Origin of the sequence: Rhodoferax potami (genome assembly GCF_032193805.1) — a bacterium.
Classification (GTDB): Bacteria; Pseudomonadota; Gammaproteobacteria; order Burkholderiales; family Burkholderiaceae_C; genus Allorhodoferax; species Allorhodoferax potami_A.
Genome location: NZ_JAVBIK010000001.1, coordinates 2636592 through 2654861 on the forward strand (window position 1 = coordinate 2636592; position 18270 = coordinate 2654861).

The 18270-nt window shown below is 60.9% G+C and carries 12 protein-coding genes; 4 read left to right on the top strand and 8 right to left on the bottom strand.

The window, feature by feature from the left end; all coding sequences use genetic code 11:
* The first annotated feature begins 240 nt into the window (after positions 1 to 240).
* A complete protein-coding gene (locus tag RAE19_RS12700; protein WP_313875232.1) occupies positions 241 to 2463 on the top strand; it encodes a hypothetical protein in 2223 nt (740 codons plus the stop codon).
* 220 nt (positions 2464 to 2683) lie between these two features.
* Here RAE19_RS12700 and xylA read toward each other — a convergent pair whose 3' ends face one another.
* The 6 genes from xylA to xylF all read right to left on the bottom strand — a co-directional run bounded on the left by xylA (position 2684) and on the right by xylF (position 9889).
* Positions 2684 to 4000, bottom strand: coding sequence for a xylose isomerase (xylA, locus tag RAE19_RS12705; RefSeq protein WP_313875233.1), 1317 nt, complete (start codon positions 3998 to 4000; stop codon positions 2684 to 2686).
* Between the two features lie 73 nt (positions 4001 to 4073).
* Complete coding sequence (gene xylB, locus RAE19_RS12710; RefSeq protein WP_313875234.1) at positions 4074 to 5522, bottom strand: xylulokinase; 1449 nt, start codon at positions 5520 to 5522, stop codon at positions 4074 to 4076.
* Positions 5523 to 5524: 2 nt separating this feature from the next.
* Positions 5525 to 6727 (bottom strand): ROK family transcriptional regulator, encoded by a 1203-nt coding sequence (locus RAE19_RS12715; RefSeq protein ID WP_313875235.1) that lies wholly within the window; start codon positions 6725 to 6727, stop codon positions 5525 to 5527.
* Between the two features lie 4 nt (positions 6728 to 6731).
* Positions 6732 to 7505: an ATP-binding cassette domain-containing protein gene (locus tag RAE19_RS12720; RefSeq protein WP_313875236.1), complete on the bottom strand. Its 774-nt coding sequence runs from the start codon at positions 7503 to 7505 to the stop codon at positions 6732 to 6734.
* Entirely contained in the window at positions 7502 to 8680 is a 1179-nt protein-coding gene (locus RAE19_RS12725) for a sugar ABC transporter permease (RefSeq protein WP_313875237.1), read from the bottom strand. Before RAE19_RS12725 ends, RAE19_RS12720 begins: the two co-directional genes overlap by 4 nt.
* Before the next feature lie 189 nt (positions 8681 to 8869).
* Positions 8870 to 9889: a D-xylose ABC transporter substrate-binding protein gene (gene xylF / locus RAE19_RS12730; protein ID WP_313875238.1), complete on the bottom strand. Its 1020-nt coding sequence runs from the start codon at positions 9887 to 9889 to the stop codon at positions 8870 to 8872.
* Between the two features lie 220 nt (positions 9890 to 10109).
* On the opposite strand from xylF, the gene RAE19_RS12735 reads away from it, so the two are divergent.
* Complete coding sequence (locus RAE19_RS12735) at positions 10110 to 11750, top strand: CRTAC1 family protein (protein WP_313875239.1); 1641 nt, start codon at positions 10110 to 10112, stop codon at positions 11748 to 11750.
* Positions 11747 to 13129, top strand: coding sequence for a vanadium-dependent haloperoxidase (locus tag RAE19_RS12740; RefSeq protein WP_313875240.1), 1383 nt, complete (start codon positions 11747 to 11749; stop codon positions 13127 to 13129). Before RAE19_RS12735 ends, RAE19_RS12740 begins: the two co-directional genes overlap by 4 nt.
* Before the next feature lie 14 nt (positions 13130 to 13143).
* Here RAE19_RS12740 and RAE19_RS12745 read toward each other — a convergent pair whose 3' ends face one another.
* Positions 13144 to 13728, bottom strand: coding sequence for a hemerythrin domain-containing protein (locus RAE19_RS12745; protein ID WP_313875241.1), 585 nt, complete (start codon positions 13726 to 13728; stop codon positions 13144 to 13146).
* Between the two features lie 143 nt (positions 13729 to 13871).
* On the opposite strand from RAE19_RS12745, the gene RAE19_RS12750 reads away from it, so the two are divergent.
* Entirely contained in the window at positions 13872 to 17654 is a 3783-nt protein-coding gene (locus tag RAE19_RS12750) for a DUF748 domain-containing protein (RefSeq protein ID WP_313875242.1), read from the top strand.
* 69 nt (positions 17655 to 17723) lie between these two features.
* Here RAE19_RS12750 and RAE19_RS12755 read toward each other — a convergent pair whose 3' ends face one another.
* Positions 17724 to 18179: a fasciclin domain-containing protein gene (locus RAE19_RS12755; RefSeq protein ID WP_313875243.1), complete on the bottom strand. Its 456-nt coding sequence runs from the start codon at positions 18177 to 18179 to the stop codon at positions 17724 to 17726.
* Positions 18180 to 18270 lie beyond the last annotated feature (91 nt).

Here is an 18270-nt window from a genome sequence, read left to right on the forward strand (position 1 = left end):
ATGGGCGCTGGAGGTACGTCGCGATCCACTTTCGAAGAATTGTTTTCTATTCATTCGACTTGCTTCGTAGTTGCTCAATTGTTGCGCCCTCTTAGCAGTGCTTTCTCCGTCCGGTTCTGTCTTTCGTATAACTTGGCTTGTTTTCGTGCAACCTGAAATCGCATCTCATTTGCACTCATGGGCGAGCTACACTTTTCAAGATAAATAGACTGTCCAGAAAGTACAAATAAGGGGGTATCTATGCAATTGAGTCGGCCAGTAATCGCGTTTGCTCTTCTCCGACAGTGCAGTGAGCTCATTAGAACTGATCTTCTCAGCGGAGTTTCTGTTCTCATAAGGCCGCTTGTTTCTGACTTGGCGGGGCAACTTTTTGATTCCAGAGTTCTTTCTGAGCGATTGGCTGGAGCCTATGGTGTTTCTATTCCAGCTGCAGCTCTCGAAGGTATGACCGAGCGCCTTGCTGCAGCAAACGTCCTTTTGATCGAGAGGTTACCCTCAGGCTTACATAAAGTTGTTTATGCGGATACGTACGAAGCTTCACAGATAGAGCCAGATGCTGAAAGAGACTTTCAAGAGGTCCTTGATGAGTTTCTTCAACATGCACATCAACGGTTGGCCGCAGTAGGCAAGAACATTCAGGACGATGAACTAATTAAAGGATTTCTTCATCATTTAGCTACTCTTGACTTCTCGGCAATAAAGGCAAAGCCGCAAGTAGTTGCAGAAACTAAGCCAACTATTGTTGGACCTGCAGCGAGAGAGCAGTTGGCGCTAAGCGCTGAGCTAGAGAACCAAGCAGCCTTAGATTCACTTGTCGCTTCCTACATAGCTCTGCTTCAAGAACATCAACCGGCGAGGTTGAGTCTGTTGGCGAAAGTGGCGGATGGTGCATTGGCAGCAGAACTGGTCTTCGACCTCCAAGCACCGACAGCCGTAACGAGACTAAACAACACAATAGTCGTAGTTGATACACCTCTGGTACTTTCTTTTCTCGATTTGTCATCAAGCCAAGACACAACCGATACGAAAAACTTATTCGAACAGATAAGGGAGACAGGTGCGAAGATTGCGGCCCATCAACATTCAATTGAAGAGGCTGAAGGAGTACTACGTGCAATCCAGAACGCGAGGAATGCAGGTGAAGCCTATGGGCCATCCGTCCACCGACTTTCAAATTCAATGTTCCGAGCGTATTTCGACTCCATGATCGGTTCAATCGGTCGAGCATGGTCAACCATCAATCATTTGGAAATCATTCCTGAGACCTCTACGCACTTCTATAAAAACTTCACGCAAGTTGATGAGGAAGAGCTTTTGGGGGCCATTCGATTGAGTGCGGTTGACCGTGTTCTCACGAGAGAGCGCGATGCCAAATCAGTGGCCGAGACGATGCGCCGGTTGGGCGGTGCGCACATACCCATTGGCGGTGTTGCAAGCTGTCGTTATATCTTTGCAACCTCAAATTCGGCGCTTCAACGCCGAGCTGCCGCGTTTTTAACCCGAAAGAAGTACGTTCTGGAAGGTGAATTCACTCCCATTGTTACAAGTCGGTATTTGGCAGGCCTCTGTTGGTTGATGTGCGGGGGGCGGTCTGATCAAAGTCCCACTATGGCTAGACTTCTTGCGAACTGTGCAACTGCACTAAGGGTGAAGCCAGAGATCGCCGAACGGACCAAGCGATTTCTCGCTGATATTGATCCTGAGAAAGCAAAACATTTCGAAGCGTTGATGACAAACGAGCGCGCTTCTCAGTATTTGGTTGAGGCAACGTTGGGAGATATCAATGCAGTGACAGCAAACAATGCCGAAGACATATTCGAAGAAGTGCAACGCCGGGCAGCTGAGAAGGTCGCCATCGAGAAGGACCAACACTACTCTGGACAAATCGCTGCAATTCAGGAGTCCGCTCGAGCGGTCGAGGAAGAGGCGGAGCGTCTTAGAGCATCTCTACAAGAAACACAACATGATGTAGATGCTAGGAAGATGGAAAACCTCAATCTCGCACAAACGGCTTCGAAATTGCGCTCTAAACATGATGAAAATGAGGCAAAACTAGCGCAACAGAGCGAACAGTTAAAAGAGTTGACGGTAATTGCTACAGAGGCGACCGCTAAGGCGTCAGATGCACAGAGATTGCTCACGGAGCAATGGGCGCGAAGCCGAAATGTAGCGAGAGAATTCTCTGATCGCCGCATAAAGCAGATTCGTGGCTTGGGCGTGTTCCTGATGTTCTCTATTGCCCTCGGTTTAGGTTATGTTGACAAGTTCATCATTCCATCATTTCCAGCAGAACATCAAGCAACTGGAAACCTCGCCTTTGTTTTTTTTCAGGCGCTATTTGCGATTTCAGGTTTTGGTTTATTGGTAGACCGTTGGGTGAGTACACCATTGGAACTATGTCGCAAAAAGATATATCTCGGGCGGCTCACAGAGCTAGGGATACCGGAGGACCCAGTGGAGTGAACAAGTATTTCGAGTAAGCATAGTCCCTAGCTCAATTTGATCTAAATGAGTAACGGTATGGATTCCAACTTAAATCCCGTTGCAGTTTTTTAGTACCAGAGGTTGTCGACTGCTTTGGTGCGAGGTTTTTTCTTGACTATGCCTTAGCGGTTAAATAAGCAAAAGCCCCGCAGGCATTCACCTGCGGGGCCTTTGTCTTTCCGCTGTTTAGCGGCTCAACTCAGATGTAGCTGTTCAGCAAGTTCTCAACCCGCTCCTGGCGGCCGGAGACTGGTTGCACGTCCACGTTCTGGTCTAGCACGCGTTGGGCCACGGCGTCCAGGCCGAGCTTGCCGGTCAGCACGTCCTGGCCGAAGCTGCCTTTCCAGCCGGCGTAGCGGTCTTCGGTCACTTGGGCGAACTTGCCGTCGGTGATCATCTTCTCGGCAATCAGCAAGGCGCGGGCCGATACGTCCATGCCGCCGATGTGGCCGTGGAAGATGTCTTCGGGGTCGATGCTCTGGCGGCGCACTTTGGCGTCAAAGTTCAGGCCGCCGGTGGTGAAGCCGCCGCCCTTCAAGATCAGGTACATCGCCAGCGCGGTCTCGGGGATGTTGTTGGGGAACTGGTCGGTGTCCCAGCCGCACTGCATGTCGCCGCGGTTCATGTCGATCGAGCCGAAGATGCCCAAGTCAATGGCCGTGGCAATTTCGTGCTCAAAGCTGTGGCCCGACAGGGTGGCGTGGTTGGCTTCGATGTTGACCTTGATTTCTTTCTCCAGGCCGTAGCGGCACAGGAAGCCGTAGACGGTGGCGGTGTCAAAGTCGTACTGGTGCTTGGAGGGTTCGCGGGGCTTGGGTTCGAGCAGGATGGTGCCCTTGAAGCCGATCTTGTGCTTGTACTCCACCACCATGTTCAGGAAGCGGCCCATCTGGTCCAGCTCGTGGCCCATGCGGGTGTTGAGCAGGGTCTCATAGCCTTCGCGGCCACCCCACAGCACGTAGTTTTCGCCGCCCAGTCTCAGGGTGGCGTCCAAGGCTTCTTTCACCTGCAGGGCGCCCATGGCAAAAATTTCAGGGTTGGGGTTGGTGGCCGCGCCTGACATGAAACGGCGGTGTGAAAAGAGGTTGGCCGTGCCCCACAGCAGCTTCATGCCGGTGGCTTGCTGCTTGGCGCCCAGGATGTCCACCATCTCGCGCAGGTTGTTCACGCTCTCACGCGGGGTAGCGCCTTCGGGGGCGACGTCGCGGTCGTGGAAGCAGTAATAGGGCGCGCCCAGCTTGTTAAAAAATTCAAACGCCACATCGGCCTTGGCCTTGGCAGCAGCCATGGGGTCGGGCATGGCGTGCCAGGGGCGCTGGAAGGTGTCGCCACCAAACGGGTCCAGCCCGTTCCAGCAGAAGGTGTGCCAGTAGCAGCTGGCAAAGCGCAGGTGCTCTTCCATGCGCTTACCCAAGACCATGCGGTCTTTGTCATACCACTTGAAGGCCAGCGGGTTGGTGGATTGCGGGCCTTCATAGGCAATGGGCGCCGCGACAGTAGAGAAGTAGTTACTCATGGTGGTCTCCTGGGTGGTTTAGTTGTGTGGTCGAATTAAATAGGCGGCCCAACACGTGGTTAGGCACTGGTTTTTAGGTGGTGTGGTAGAGCCTGCGGAAGGTCGCGTAGCGTTCCAGCAGCAGGGGTTGATCGGCAGGGTCGGGGTGGTAGGTGGCGTCTACCTCGGGGGTCAGGCACACAGCAGCCATGTCGGCACCGGTGGCCAGCCAGCCCAGGCGCGCTGCGCCCAGCGCGCCGCCCACTGCCGAGCTGCCGTGGGTGACGATTTCCACATCCAGTGCGGTGGCCAGTTGCTGTGCCCAGAAGGTGCTGCGCGCACCGCCGCCCACGAGCGACAGGCGTTGCACGCTGCTGCCTGCGGCGTTGAGCGCGGCCAGGCCGTCCTTCAGGCCGAAGGTCACGCCTTCAATGACGGCGTAGCCCAGGCGGGCGGCGTCGGTGTCAAAGCTCAGGCCATGAAAGCTGCCGCGCACATTCGCGTCGTTATGCGGCGTACGTTCACCGCCCAAGTAGGGCAAAAACAGGGGAGACGCGGCGCGCTGTGCCGCGCTCAGGGCACCCGCTTTTTCGGCCACCACACCCGCGTTGGGCGCGCTTAGCAGGTCGGTCACCCACTGCAGGCTGCTGGCGGCAGACAGCATCACGCTCATTTGGTGCCAGCGGCCGGGCACCGCGTGGCAAAACGCGTGGGTAGCGCTGGCCGCGTTGGGCTGGTAGCTGGGGGTGACGACAAAGAGCACACCGCTGGTGCCTAGCGACAAAAAGCCTTGGCCGCTGTCCACCGCGCCCATACCCACGGCGCTTGCGGCGTTGTCGCCCGCGCCACCGGCCACTACGATGCCGGCTGTCAGGCCCAGCGCACTGGCCACATCTGCCTTGAGTGCGCCGCTCGGGGCACTGCCCTCTACCAAGCGGGGCATGTGGCTGCGGTTCAATCCGGTCAGCGCCAACAGGGCGTCTGACCAGTCGCGCTGCTGCACGTCCAGCCAGAGGGTGCCGCTGGCGTCCGACATGTCGCAAGCGTATTCACCGGTGAGCATCAGGCGCACATAGTCTTTGGGCAGCAGCACCTTGGCCACTTGCTTGAATATCTCGGGCTCGTGCTTGGCCACCCAGCGCAGCTTGGGCGCGGTAAAGCCGGGCATAGCCAGGCTGCCGGCCAGGTCGGTCAGGCCGGGCAAGTCAGCCATCATTTCGGTGCACTCGAGGGCGCAGCGGGTGTCGTTCCACAAAATGGCGGGGCGCAGCACGCGGTCTTGCGCGTCCAGCAGCACCGCGCCGTGCATCTGGCCCGACAGGCCAATGGCCCGGGCTGCTGCGTATTCGGTGGGGTGCGCGGCACGCAGCTTGCCCAAGGCGCTTTGGGTAGCGGCCCACCAGTCGGCGGGGGCTTGCTCGCTGTGGCCGGGGTGGGGGCGCTGCACCGTGAGTGCGGTGCCGGCCGAGCCGATGATGCGGTGGTCGTCCGAGAGCAGAAGTGCTTTGACTTCCGAAGTGCCGATATCAATACCTAAAAACATAGTTAAACCGTAGTGCTCGCTGTCATGGAAAGAGATTCATCCGGGGCTTCCAGCGCCTGGACAAGCGGTGCCTGCAAGCGGGTGTGCATCGGGCGCAATTCGTGGTGCAGTACCAAGGCCGCCGCGCCCACAGCAGAGGCCAGCAGGCCGTAGCGGGCTGCGCGGACCTGCGGGGGCGACATACCTGCGGCGTCTGCATAGGCTTGCAGGGTGGTTTGCGCGACTTTGACGATGCCGGGATAGGTGTCGCACGAGGGGCCGCCCACCACCAAGGTACTGGGGTTGAAGGTGGTCCACAGGTTTTGCAACACCACGCCCAAATAGCGGCCACCCTGGGCCGGGTCAGGCAACTTGGCCAGGGTGCGGGCACCAAAAAAGGTTTCTGCGCAGCCTTTGCGTCCACACGAGCACAGCGGCCCGTCGATCTGCAAAGTGCTGTGGCCGATTTCGCCGGCCATGCCCTGTTTGCCGGTGAACAAGCGGTCATTGATCACAATGCCTGCGCCCACACCGGCACCGCAGGTCACAAAAATCAGGGAGTCGTGGGCGTCGCCATCGGCAAACTCGTATTCGCTGAGCGCGGCCGTGTCGGCCTCGTTTTGCACATGCACCGGCACTTCGGGCACTTTGGCCTGGGCGAGTGCTTGGGTGATCATGGGCAAAAAGTCCACATTGCGCCAACCGAGGTTGGGGGCAAAGCGCAGCATGCCGGTGGCCTCGTCAAACGCGCCGGGCAGGCCCACGCCCACGCCGGTCAGGGCAATGCTGCGCTGCTGGAGCTGGGCATAAGTGCGGGCCACCAGCCGGGCCGTTTGGCGGCACACGTCTTCGGGTTTGGTGCCGATGAGCGCCTCTTCGGCCGCGCACAGCACCTGCCCGGTGAGCGAGACACCCACTAGCCGCAAGGCTTCGACCGCGACTTCCACCCCGATCAGTCCGCGCGAGCGGCCATCGATATGCAGGGGTGTGGAGGGGCGGCCCAGGCCTTGGGCGGCGGTGATGTCGGTTTCTGTGACCCAGCCTTCGTCAATGAGCTCGCGCACCAGCAGGCTCACGGTCGATTTGGTGAGCCCGCTGCCGGTGGCCAATTGGGCTCTGGAGTAACCCGGCTGTGCGCGCAACAACCGCAGCAGCACGCTGCGGTTGATACGTTTAACTAGCTGTTGATCGCCGGTGGTTTTCATGATGTCGCGGGTAAATGGCACAGGCCTACAGGGTGTGGGTCTGTGCTTTTCCTTCAGGTTGTTTGCCAGCGATGATCATGCCAAGAACTTCGTCCTCCGCCACGTCTGTCGTGCGATATGTACCTACTAATTTGCCGTTTTTCATGACCGAGAGGCGGTCGCTGAGCCCGAAAACGTCGGGCATGTCGTGGGTGATCAAAAAAATACCCACACCCTCGGCCTTGAGTTGGCGCACCAGGTTGCCCACCATCGCGGTTTCTTCAGGGCCCAGGGCGGCGGTGGGCTCGTCCATGATCAAAATCTTGGCGTTGAAATAAATCGCCCGCGAAATCGCCACCACCTGCCGTTGCCCGCCCGAGAGGCGGCGCACGGGTGTACGCACATTTTTGAAGTTTTTGTTGAGCCGGTGAAACACCTTGCGGGCGTCCGCGTCCATGCGGTGGTCGTCCAGGGTGTTCCAGCGGGTCAGCAGCTCACGACCCAAAAACAGGTTGGCAACGGCGTCCAGGTTGTCGGCCAGGGCCAGCGTTTGGTAGATCGACTCGATGCCGCAGTGCTGGGCGTCCACCGGGGTGCGGATGTTGGCTTTGTCGCCATTGATCAGCACTTCGCCGCTGTCAATCGGGTAGGCACCGGCCAGCATCTTCATGAGGGTTGATTTGCCTGCGCCGTTGTGGCCCAGCAGGGCCACCACTTCGCCGGGGTAGAGGTTGATGCTCACATCCTCGACCGCATGTACGCCACCAAAGGCTTTACGGATGTTGCGCATGGCAACCAAGGGAGTGCGTGGCTCGCTCATACGGTGTCTCCTGTCATGCGGCGATAAATCACATCAAACACCACCGCTGCAATCAGCACCTGCCCGATGATCACGTAACGCACCCCGATGGATACGTCCAGCAGCAGCATGCCGCTGTCAATGCTTTGCATGATGAGTGCCCCCAGCACCGAGCCCACGATGGACCCGCTGCCACCCGCAAGGGCGGTGCCCCCGATCACGGCAGCGGCAATCACATACAGCTCCATGCTGGTGCCCAGCGAGTTGGTGCCGGCATTCAGCCGTGCAATCGAGACCATGGCCGCAATCGTGATGAGCACACCCATCAGCGCAAACAGCATCAGCGTGACCTTGCGCACCGGGATACCCACCAGCGCCGCAGCCTCCGGGTTTCCACCCATGGCAAACACATAGCGCCCGAAGCGGGTACGGTGCACGATGAAAGACAGCACCAGCGCCACACTGGCCCAGATCAACACCGGAATCGGCACACCCTGGGGCGCGTCTTTGCTGGGGATCTGGTAGCTATTCATGGCGGCCACAAAGCCCACCACGAGGATGACCGGCACCAGCACCATGAGTGCGTCCAGCCACAGGGGGTTGTTGGGCACTTCGTAAGACGCTTTGGCGCGGCGCTTGGCCCACATCTGCAGTACCAGGGCCAACACAATCGCAACAGCCAGCGCCCAGCTGGCGCTCACACCGATGGCGCCATCAAAGCCGCCGCCCAAGCGCTGGAAGAACAAATCGTTCACTGGCTGGGTTTTGCCATCGGCCACCAGAAAGGCGGCGCCGCGAAACGACATCAGCCCGCCCAGCGTGACTACAAACGAGGGCACGCCCAGCTTGGCAGTCAGGGCGCCCTGGTACAGCGACACGGCAATGGCGACCGCCAGCCCGGCGAGCGAGGCCGGCACCCAGTGCCAGCCGCCGGTGTACATGAGGGTGGCAATCAGCACGCCCACAAAACCCATGACCGAGCCCACCGACAGGTCGATATGGCGCGCCACGATGACGAGCACCACCACGGTGGCGACCACGCCAACCACTGCGGTTTGCTGGGCAATGTTGTAAAGGTTCTCGGGGGACATAAACAGTCCGCCGGACAAGATGTTGAACACGATGGCAATCGCTGCCAACACGGTGCCCATCATCACCAGACGCCAATCGATGGACGCCTGTTTCAAGGAATTCATTACGGGGTTCACAACGCTTCTCCGCCAGACATAAAAAAACCGCAGGCTGCTACCAACCCGCGGTTGGGGGGCAAGTCAACTCCGCGCGCCAAGGTAGCGCTACCAGGGCGTCCGCGGAACTGGCTAAGCCAGGCCGCTGGGCGCGCCCCCCTTGAGGGGGGAGCCGCGTAGCGGCTCAGGGGGGGCCTACTATTTACAAGCTGCGGGAGCCTTGGCGGCGTCTACGCCCTTGCACAGGTCGTCCTTCTTGATCCAGCCGGCTTTCACCACCACATCGAGGTTCTTGGCGGTTATCGGCACGGGCTTCAAGAACTGGGCTTGCAGGGCCACTTTCTTCTCGCCACCGCTCCAGGTTTGGGCCGCTGCCACCTTCTGGCCCTTGGCCAAGACCACCGCAGCAGCGGCAGCGTCACGGCCCAGGTCGCGGGCGTCTTTCCAGACCGATACGGTCTGGCTGCCCAGAGCCACGCGGTTTAGCGCGGCATGGTCACCATCTTGGCCGGACACCGGAATGCCCTTGATGCCCTTGGCCGTCAAGGCCGCCACCACACCGCCGGCGGTGCCGTCGTTAGAGGCCACCACAGCGTCGATCTTGCCGCCGGTCTTGGTGATGATTTGCTCCATGTTTTTCTGGGCCACTTCGGGCTTCCAGCCGTCGGTGTATTCCTCGCCCACGATCTTGATGTCGCCTTTCTTCACCGCTGCATCAATGATTTCTTGCTGGCCACCGCGCAGGAAGTTGGCGTTGGGGTCGGTCGGCGAGCCCTTGATCATCACGTAGTTGCCCTTGGGCTTGGCTTCCAGAATGGCGCGGGCTTGCATGCGGCCCACTTCCACGTTATCGAAGGTGATGTAGAACACGCCGGGCGCTTCAATCAGGCGGTCATAGGCCACCACGGGGATCTTTTGCTGGGCCGCTTTGTTGATAGCGGGCAGGATGGCGTCTTTGTCCATCGCCAGAATGATCAGGGCCTTGGCGCCCTTGGCAATCAGGCTGTCGATGTCGGCCAATTGCTTCTCGGGGGAGCCACCAGCGTCTGCGCTGATGTAGCTGGCACCGTCTTTGGTGAGCTGGGCTTTGATCGCGGCTTCGTCCGTCTTCCAGCGCTCTTCCTGGAAGTTGGACCAGCTCACGCCCACCACTTGGGCAAAAGCACCCGCAGCGCCCAAGCTCAGGGCGAGTGCGGTCAGTGTTGTCTTCAATTTCATCGTTGTCTCCAGTGATTGGGTCTGTCCCAGACCTTTGGTTTTGGAAGGACTCTGCCGAGTCATCGCACCGATTTAAATGCGAAACCGGCATTTAGTAAGAGCGACAAACTAATTGTTTGAGACTTCGTTCTTTCCGCGAATAGGGATAAACCCGACATAGTTTATCGATCGAACTTAATAAGATTGGCTCGACTATTCATACTTCATAAAGGTTTGCGGCGTGCGACTTTCCCTCCCGTTTTTGCCCGGCTCGAGCCTGGGGCTGGCGCTCTTGTGTGGCGCGGCCGCTTGGGCTCAGGTGCCTGTGTCCGGCCCGCTGCCATCCATGCCCCGCTTTCAGGAAGAGACCGACACTGCCGGCCTGCAAAGCCGCTTTGAAGGCGAGGGCGAATACATGGTGGGTGGCGGTGTGGCCACCTTTGATTGCGATGGCGATGGCCTGCCCGAGGTGTATGTGACCGCTGGGGTCAACAAAGCCAAGTTTTACCGCAACCGCAGCGCGCGGGGCGGCGCACTCAAGCTGCAAGAAGACCGCTCGGGCTTGGAGCTCACCAATGCCGTGGGTGCCTACCCCCTCGATGTGGATGGCGATGGCCAAACTGATCTGGTGGTGCTGCGCGTGGGCGAGGTGCAGGTCTACAAAGGGCTGGGCCAGTGCAAGTTCGAGCGCGCTAACGAGGCCTGGAACATTCGCACCGACAACGGCTGGCACACCGCGTTCAGCGCTACATGGGAGGCGGGGCAACGCTGGCCCACACTGGCATTCGGCACGTACACCGACCGCAGCAAACCCGACTTTCCATGGGGTAGTTGCACGCCGGGCCTGTTGCTGCGCCCCCGCGAGGGAGGTGGCTATGGGGCGCCGCAGCCACTGCAACCGGGGCACTGCGCCTTGTCGATGTTGTTTTCGGACTGGAACCGCTCAGGCACCGCTGCACTGCGGGTGAGCAACGACCGCGAGTACTACAAAGGTGGGGAAGAGCAGCTGTGGCAACTGGCGCCGGGCCAGGCGCCTGCGCTGTACACCGCGGCCCAGGGCTGGAAGCCGCTGCAGATCTGGGGCATGGGTATTGCCAGCCATGACCTGACGGGCGATGGCTACCCCGAGGTGTTTTTGACCAGCATGTCCGACAACAAGCTGCAAACCCTGGAGGGCGGCGCTCAACAGCCCCGCTACACCGACATGGCTTACAAGCGCGGCGTCACTGCCCACCGCCCCTATGTGGGCGGCGATGTGCATCCCAGCACTGCGTGGCACGCCCAATTTGCCGACCTGAACAACGATGGCTTGGCGGACTTGTTCATCGTCAAAGGCAATGTCTCCACCATGCCCGACTTTGCCACCCTGGACCCCAACAACCTGCTGTTGCAAAAGGCCGATGGCAACTTTACTGAGGTGGGTAGCCAAGCGGGTCTGGCTAGCTTCAAGCGGGGCCGCGGCGGCATGGTGGTGGATTTGAATGGCGATGGCTTGCTCGATGTGTTGGTGGTCAACCGCTGGGACAAGGCCCAGGTCTGGCGCCAGTTGCCTGCTGCCACAGCAGGTAGCCCGGCCGTCGCGGGCCACTGGCTGCAGCTGCGCTTGCGCCAAGCTGCGGGCAACCGCGATGCGGTGGGCGCCTGGGTGGAACTGCGCTGGGGCGAGGGCGATGCGGCCCGCGTGATCCGGCAAGAGTTAACGGTGGGCGGCGGCCATGCCAGCGGCCACCTTGGGTGGATGCATTTCGGTGTGGGTGATGCCACCCGTGTGCAGGTCCGGGTGCAGTGGCCGCACAGCGCATGGAGCGAGTGGGCCAGTGCAGACACCAATGCGTTTTACCAATTCAGCGAGGCGGGCTTGCGCCCGGCAGGACAGCCATGAAAACCTTCTGGATTCGCTGGGTAGCTGCCATCTGCATCGCGTTGGCTGCGGTGCCGCTGGCAGCACAAGCACAGGTACAAGGGCAAGCACAAGCGACATTGCCTGCACCGGTGCAGCAACCGGCTGCGAGCTACGGCGCACAAGTGGCTACCGAATGGTTCAGCCTTGCCTTGCAACTGACACAGCAGACCCCGGGTTTCAGCCCGCCGGTGGCGTCGCGGGCTTTGGCCTATTTGGGCTTGACCCTGTACGAGTCGGTGGTGCCCGGTATGCCGCAGCACCGCAGCCTGGCGGGGCAGCTCAACGAGCTGCAATCGCTGCCATGGGTCCAGCCGGACGAGGTCTTGCACTGGCCTACCGTGGCCAATGCGGCGCTGGCCACCATGACGCGCATGATGTTTCCCAACGCGAGCGCTGAAAACAAAGCCCGGATCGACCTGCTGGAGCGCAGCCTGCCGCTCAAGCTGGCGCGGGACTTTGACCCGTCCCGCGTGACCCCCGAGATCACCAACCGCTCGGAGACTTTCGGCAAGCTCATGGCCATGGCGATCATGACCTGGGCGCGCACCGATGGCGGGCACGAGGCCTGGGGCCCCTTGCGCCGCCATCAGCTCAACTATGTGCCGCCCAGCGGCGAAGGCACCTGGAGTGCCACGCCCCCCGCATTTGCGCCGCCCCTGTTGCCGTGGTGGGGCGATGTGCGGCCGTTTGCGCTGCCCAGCGCCACCACCTGCCCGGCGCCGCCGATTCCGGCCTATTCCGAGGTGCCAGGCTCGGCGTTTTACAAGGAGGCGGAAGAGGTTTATCGCATCAGCAACCAGGCCACCCAGGCGCAGCGCCAGGTGGCGCTGTATTGGGCGGACGACCCGCTCAAAACCCCCACCCCCGCAGGCCACTGGGCCTTCATTGCGGGCGACCTGCTGCAGCAGCGCCAAGGCAACCTGGCACTGGCTGCGCAGACTTATGTGCAGCTCAACCTTGCGATGGCGGATGCCTTCATTGCCGGGTGGAAAACAAAATACACGGTAAACCTGCTGCGGCCTGTGACCTATGTGCAGCTGGTGCTGGACAGCAACTGGGTGCCGGGCTTGATGCACACGCCGCCGTTTCCCGAATACCCTTCGGGCCACTCGGTGCAGTCCAGCGCGGCAGCGGCGGTGCTGGACAAGGTATTTGGCGCGGGCCAACCCTTCACCGACAACACCCACAACGACAGGGGCTGGGGCCCGCGCACCTTCGCCAGCTTCCAGGCGGCTGCCAACGAGGCAGCCCTGTCCCGCCTGTATGCGGGTATCCATTTCCGAAGCGGCATCGAGGGTGGCAAAGTGCAGGGCCGCTGCGTAGCGCAGCAGGTGCTGGCGCTGAAGCTGCTGCGATAGCGCCTACGCGTCGCCTAAGCCTCGCCCACGCCGATTGGCGCAGGCGCTCGCATCACGATGCGGGTGAACAGCCGGTCGTACACCGGGTCGCGCCGGCCTTTTGTGGCCAGTGGGTCGCGGTTGGCCTCGAAGGCTGCGTCCAGCTCGGCCCAATCCTGGTCGGAGAGGGCGGTCTGGGCCACTGGCAGGATGGCGGTTTCTTCCAGCTGCATGTGGGCCATGTAAGACTGCACATAGCGGCGCACTGCGGTGTCAAAGGCGGCGCGCCGGCTCTCGCCAATCAGCTCCCAGCCCAGGAGCAGGTGCTGCAGGTCGCGTACCGCCGTCTCGCTGTGGGCGTGGTCGGCCTCAAGCTGGATGATGGCGTCCATCACCTGCGGTGCGACCCGAGCCACCCGGGGGAACAGCAGGTTGGACTCCTTGGGGTGGTGCAGTTTTTCAGGGAACTCATCGATATAAAACAGCATGGCGCGCACGACATCGAAAAACGACTCGGCCTCGTCGCCGGGGCCACGGTCCAGCATCATGGTGAGTGACTGCAGCATGGCCTTGAGCGCGGCATGCTCGTCCCTGATGATTTGCAGGCTGCTTTGTTTCACGGGTGTCTCCTCGGGTCTTTTGCCAGAGCTTCCCATGCCGGCGCGCTACAGGGGTTGATGCAAGTCAACAGAGGCGGCCATGGCTGCCGTGAATCGTGTGCTTGGGTACCATCAAGGGGCACGCTACTCCACGAATTCTTGTCATGACTCCACGCGCTCTTGTTTCTTCCCCCTGGTTTCGCCGTTTGGCGTGGGGGCTCGGTGCTTTGCTGGCCCTGTGGGCGCTGGCCTGGGCAGCGGTTCCGGCATTGGCCAAAAGCCAGGCCCAAAGCCGCCTGGGCGAGCTGCTGGGCCGGCAAGTCACTGTCGGGAGCATTGCGTTTTCACCCTGGTCGCTGGAGCTCACGGTGCGCGATCTTGCGGTGGCTACCGCGGATGGCAAGGGCGCACAGTTCTCGCTGGACCGGGTGTATGTGGATGCAGAGGCGCAGTCCCTGTTCCGGCTGGCGCCGGTGATTGATGCAGTCACGGTAGACGCGCCCAAAGTGCAGCTCACCCACCTGGGCGACGGCCGTTACGACATTGACGACATCCTCGAGCGACTGAGCAAACCCGACGACACCCCCGCCGGCCCCACCCCCAAATTTGCGGTCTACAACCTCACCCTGAACCAGGGCAGTGTGGATTACGCCGACCGCGCCGGTGGCGCAGAGCGCCAGCACACCCTGCGAGACTTGCAGATCAGCCTGCCGTTTTTGAGCAGCTTCGACTCCAAGCGCGATGTGCTGGTCGCGCCCCGCCTGGCCTTTGTGCTCAATGGCAGCCGCTTCGACTCCGAAGCCGAGGGCACGCCGTTTGCCCAAAGCCGTAAGGGCGATGCCGCACTCACCATCCGCCAGCTGGACTTGGCGCCTTATCTGCCCTACCTGCCCGCCAACTTGCAGGTCAAACCCCAAAGCGCAGTGGTAGATGCCGACATCCAACTGGGCTTTGTGCAGAGCCCGCAAACGGCGGTGACCTTGTCGGGCACGGTCACCGTGAGCCGCTTGGCAGTGCAAGACACCAAGGGCAAACCCCTCTTTTCTGCCGACAGCCTGCAAGTGGGGCTGGCCGATGTGCGCCCGCTGGAGCGCAGCGTGAAGCTCTCGGGCATCACGCTCAACGCGCCAGTGCTGAATCTGGTGCGCGCGGCCGATGGCAACTTGAACCTGCTGCCACCCGGCCCCGCCAAACCGAGTGCTCCTAAAAAGATAGCTGCTCGCGCAGATTCTGCGAGCGCTAGTGCCCCAAAAGATGCCGAAACATCAGCGCCTACCCCCTGGGCACTCCAGCTCGATACGCTGGCCCTGAAAGATGCATCGATAGACTGGACCGACCAAATCACCGCCCCCGCCACCCGCTTGGGGCTGCGGGATTTTCAGGCCACGGTCTCCAAGCTGCAGTGGCCCATGAAAGAAGCCGCTACCCTGGACTTGAAGGCCCGCTTGCAAAGCCTGGCTGCGGGCGCCAAGGCACCCGTGGCCCAACTCAGCCTGCAAGGCGAGGGTACGGTCGGTGCGGGCAAGGCCGAGGCTAGCGTGTCGGACTTTGGGCTGGGGCTGGTGTCGGGTTATGTGTCGCCCTACTTAGTGCCAACCTTGCGCGGGCAGGCGGACACCCGGGTGAACATCGCTTGGGATGGCGAGCGCCAGACTGCGGTCGTGCAAAAGTTGGCTTTGCGCGATGTAGCGCTGGTCGGCGACAAGCCGGCTGCGGAACCCCGCGTGAATGGCAACAACGACGGCCCCAGCTCAGGCGATATGCCGCAGTTCAAGCTGCTGGAGGTGAGCGATGTGCGGGTGGACACCCAAGCCCGCAGCGCGACGGTGGGCAAGGTACTGTTGCAAAAGCCCAGCACCGGCGTGCGCCGCGATGCAGAAGGCCGCTGGATGTTTGAAAGCTGGCTCAAACCCACCGAAGCTGCTGCACCGGTAGCCGATGTCATTGCCAACAAACCTGCAGCCCCGAAGGTCGCAGACACCAAAACCGTGGTGGTCAAGTCACCGGCCCCATGGAAACTGAGTCTGGGCGAACTCAAGCTCGAAGAGGGCCACGTGGTGTTCTCGGACCGCCTGCCCGCGCGCCCGGTGCGCCTGGAGCTCAGTGGCTTGCAAGTGCAAGCTAAAAACATCCAGCCCGACGGCAAAAAGCCCATGCCGCTGCAAGTGGCCGCCAAGCTCAAATCCGGCCAGGCCGATGCAGGCAGCCTGCGCTACACCGGCAATGTGATGTGGGACCCGGTAGTCGCCCAAGGCGAGGTGGATATTGCCGATCTGCCGGCCCATGCGCTGCTTGGCTATGCCGGCCTTGGTCTGAACCTGGACGTGCTGCGCGCCGACACTAGCTTCAAGGGGCAGGTGCGCTTTGCTGCGCTCGCCAACGGACCGCAGGTGAGCGTGAAAGGCGATGCCGCGCTGGAAGACTTTAGGGCCAACACGACCGGCAAAGGCGCAGAGAGCCTGGGCGAAGAGCTGCTGAGCTGGAAGGCCCTGAATGTGCCAGGCATCGACTTCACTATGGCCCCCGGCACTGCCACCCAGGTGCAGGTGCGTGAGGCGGCCCTGTCTGACTTTTATGCCCGCCTGATCGTGAACCCGCAAGGCCGTTTGAACCTGCAAGACCTGGGGCAGAGCGCACCGCCTGCGGCCGAAGGCGCCAAGCCGGCAACAACAGCTACAGCAGCAGCGGCCAGTGCCGCAGCACCTGCAGCAGTGGCGTCTGCCACCCGCTCCGCATCTGCGAGCCCGGCCGCCATCATCCAGATGGGGCCCGTCAGCATGGTCAATGGCCGGGTGCTGTTCTCCGACCGCTTCATTCAGCCCAACTACACCGCCAACCTTACTGATCTGACCGGCAAGCTCAGCCGCTTTTCCAACCAGCCCACCGGTGGCGTGGTGCAATTGGCCGACCTCGAGCTACGCGGCCGCGCAGAGGGCACAGCCTCTCTGGAAATTTTGGGCAAGCTCAACCCGCTGGCACAGCCACTGGCGTTGGATGTGAAAGGCCTGGTGCGCGACCTCGAGCTTTCGCCTCTGTCGCCCTACGCGGTCAAATACGCCGGCTACGGCATTGAGCGCGGCAAGCTGAGTGTGGACGTGCACTACACCGTACAGCCTGATGGGCAGCTCACCGCTGCCAACAAGCTTGTGCTCAACCAGCTGTCTTTCGGCGACAAGGTGGACGGTGCGCCCACCAGCCTGCCGGTCAAGCTGGCAGTGGCGCTGCTGGCCGACCGCAATGGCGTGATCAACCTTGACCTGCCGATCAGCGGCTCGCTCAACGACCCGCAGTTCCGTGTGGGACCTGTGATTTGGCAGGTGATTACCAACCTGGTGACCAAAGCCATTACCGCGCCTTTCAGCTTGCTGGCCAATGCCTTTGGGGGCGGTGGTGGCGCAGAGCTCAGCAGTGTGGTGTTTGCCCCGGGGAGTGCAGGCCTGAGCGATGCGGCCCGTGCTGGCTTGGACAAGGTGGCGCAGGCCCTGCAAGACCGGCCGGCCCTCAAGCTCACGGTAGTGGGGTCCGCCAACCTGGAAGCCGAGCGCGATGCGGCCAAGCGTGAAAAGCTCAAGGCGTTGCTGCTGGCCGAAAAGCGCCGCACCACCAGTGCGCAGGGCAAAGATGCCGCTACGGTCACCAGCTACAGCACTGAAGAAATGCCGGTGCTGTTGCGCGCGGTGTACCGCCGCTCTGACATCACCAAACCCCGCAATCTGGTAGGCCTGACCAAAGACATCGCAGTGGCCGACATGGAGTCCCTGTTGCTGGCCAACCTTAGCGCCAATGAAGACGACATCCGCAACCTTGCATTGCAGCGCGCAGTGGTGGTGAAAGAGTACCTGGCGGGCAAGAAGCTGGCCGCCGAGCGCCTGTTTTTGGGCGCGGTGAAAACCGGTGGCGCGGCGGCCGACGCCAAGCCGCAAGCCGAGTTGGAAATCGGGGGCTAAGCCGCCCGCATGAAAAAAGCCCCGGCAGCCGAAACTGCCGGGGCTTTTTTGCAAGTGCCTGTGAAGGGCTTACTTGGGCATGATCACGGAGTCGATCACGTGGATCACGCCGTTGTCGGCCACGATGTCGGTTTTGATCACGTTGGCGGCATCTACCTTCACGCCACCCATGGTGCTGACGGTGATGTCGCTGCCTTGCACGGTCTTGACCTTGCCGGCCTTCACATCTGCAGCCATGACTTTGCCGGGGACTACGTGGTAGGTCAGCACCGCTGTGAGCTTGGCTTTGTCTTTGAGCAGGGCTTCGAGGTCAGCCTTGGGAACCTTGGCGAATGCTTCGTCAGTCGGTGCGAAAACGGTGAACGGGCCCTTGCCCTTGAGTGTGTCGACCAGGCCGGCAGCGCCGAGCGCGGTAGCCAGGGTCTTGAAGTTGCCCGCGCCAACGGCGGTGTCCACGATGTCTTTGGCTTGTGCAGAAACAGCGACACCCAGTGCCAGAACGGAAGCAATCAACAATTTTTTCATCGGAATCTCCAAAGGGTTGAATTCGATAGTTCACACCGGAAAATACCGGCGCGAACGAAATATATCCGATTTAGTATCCCTTTGAATTGTG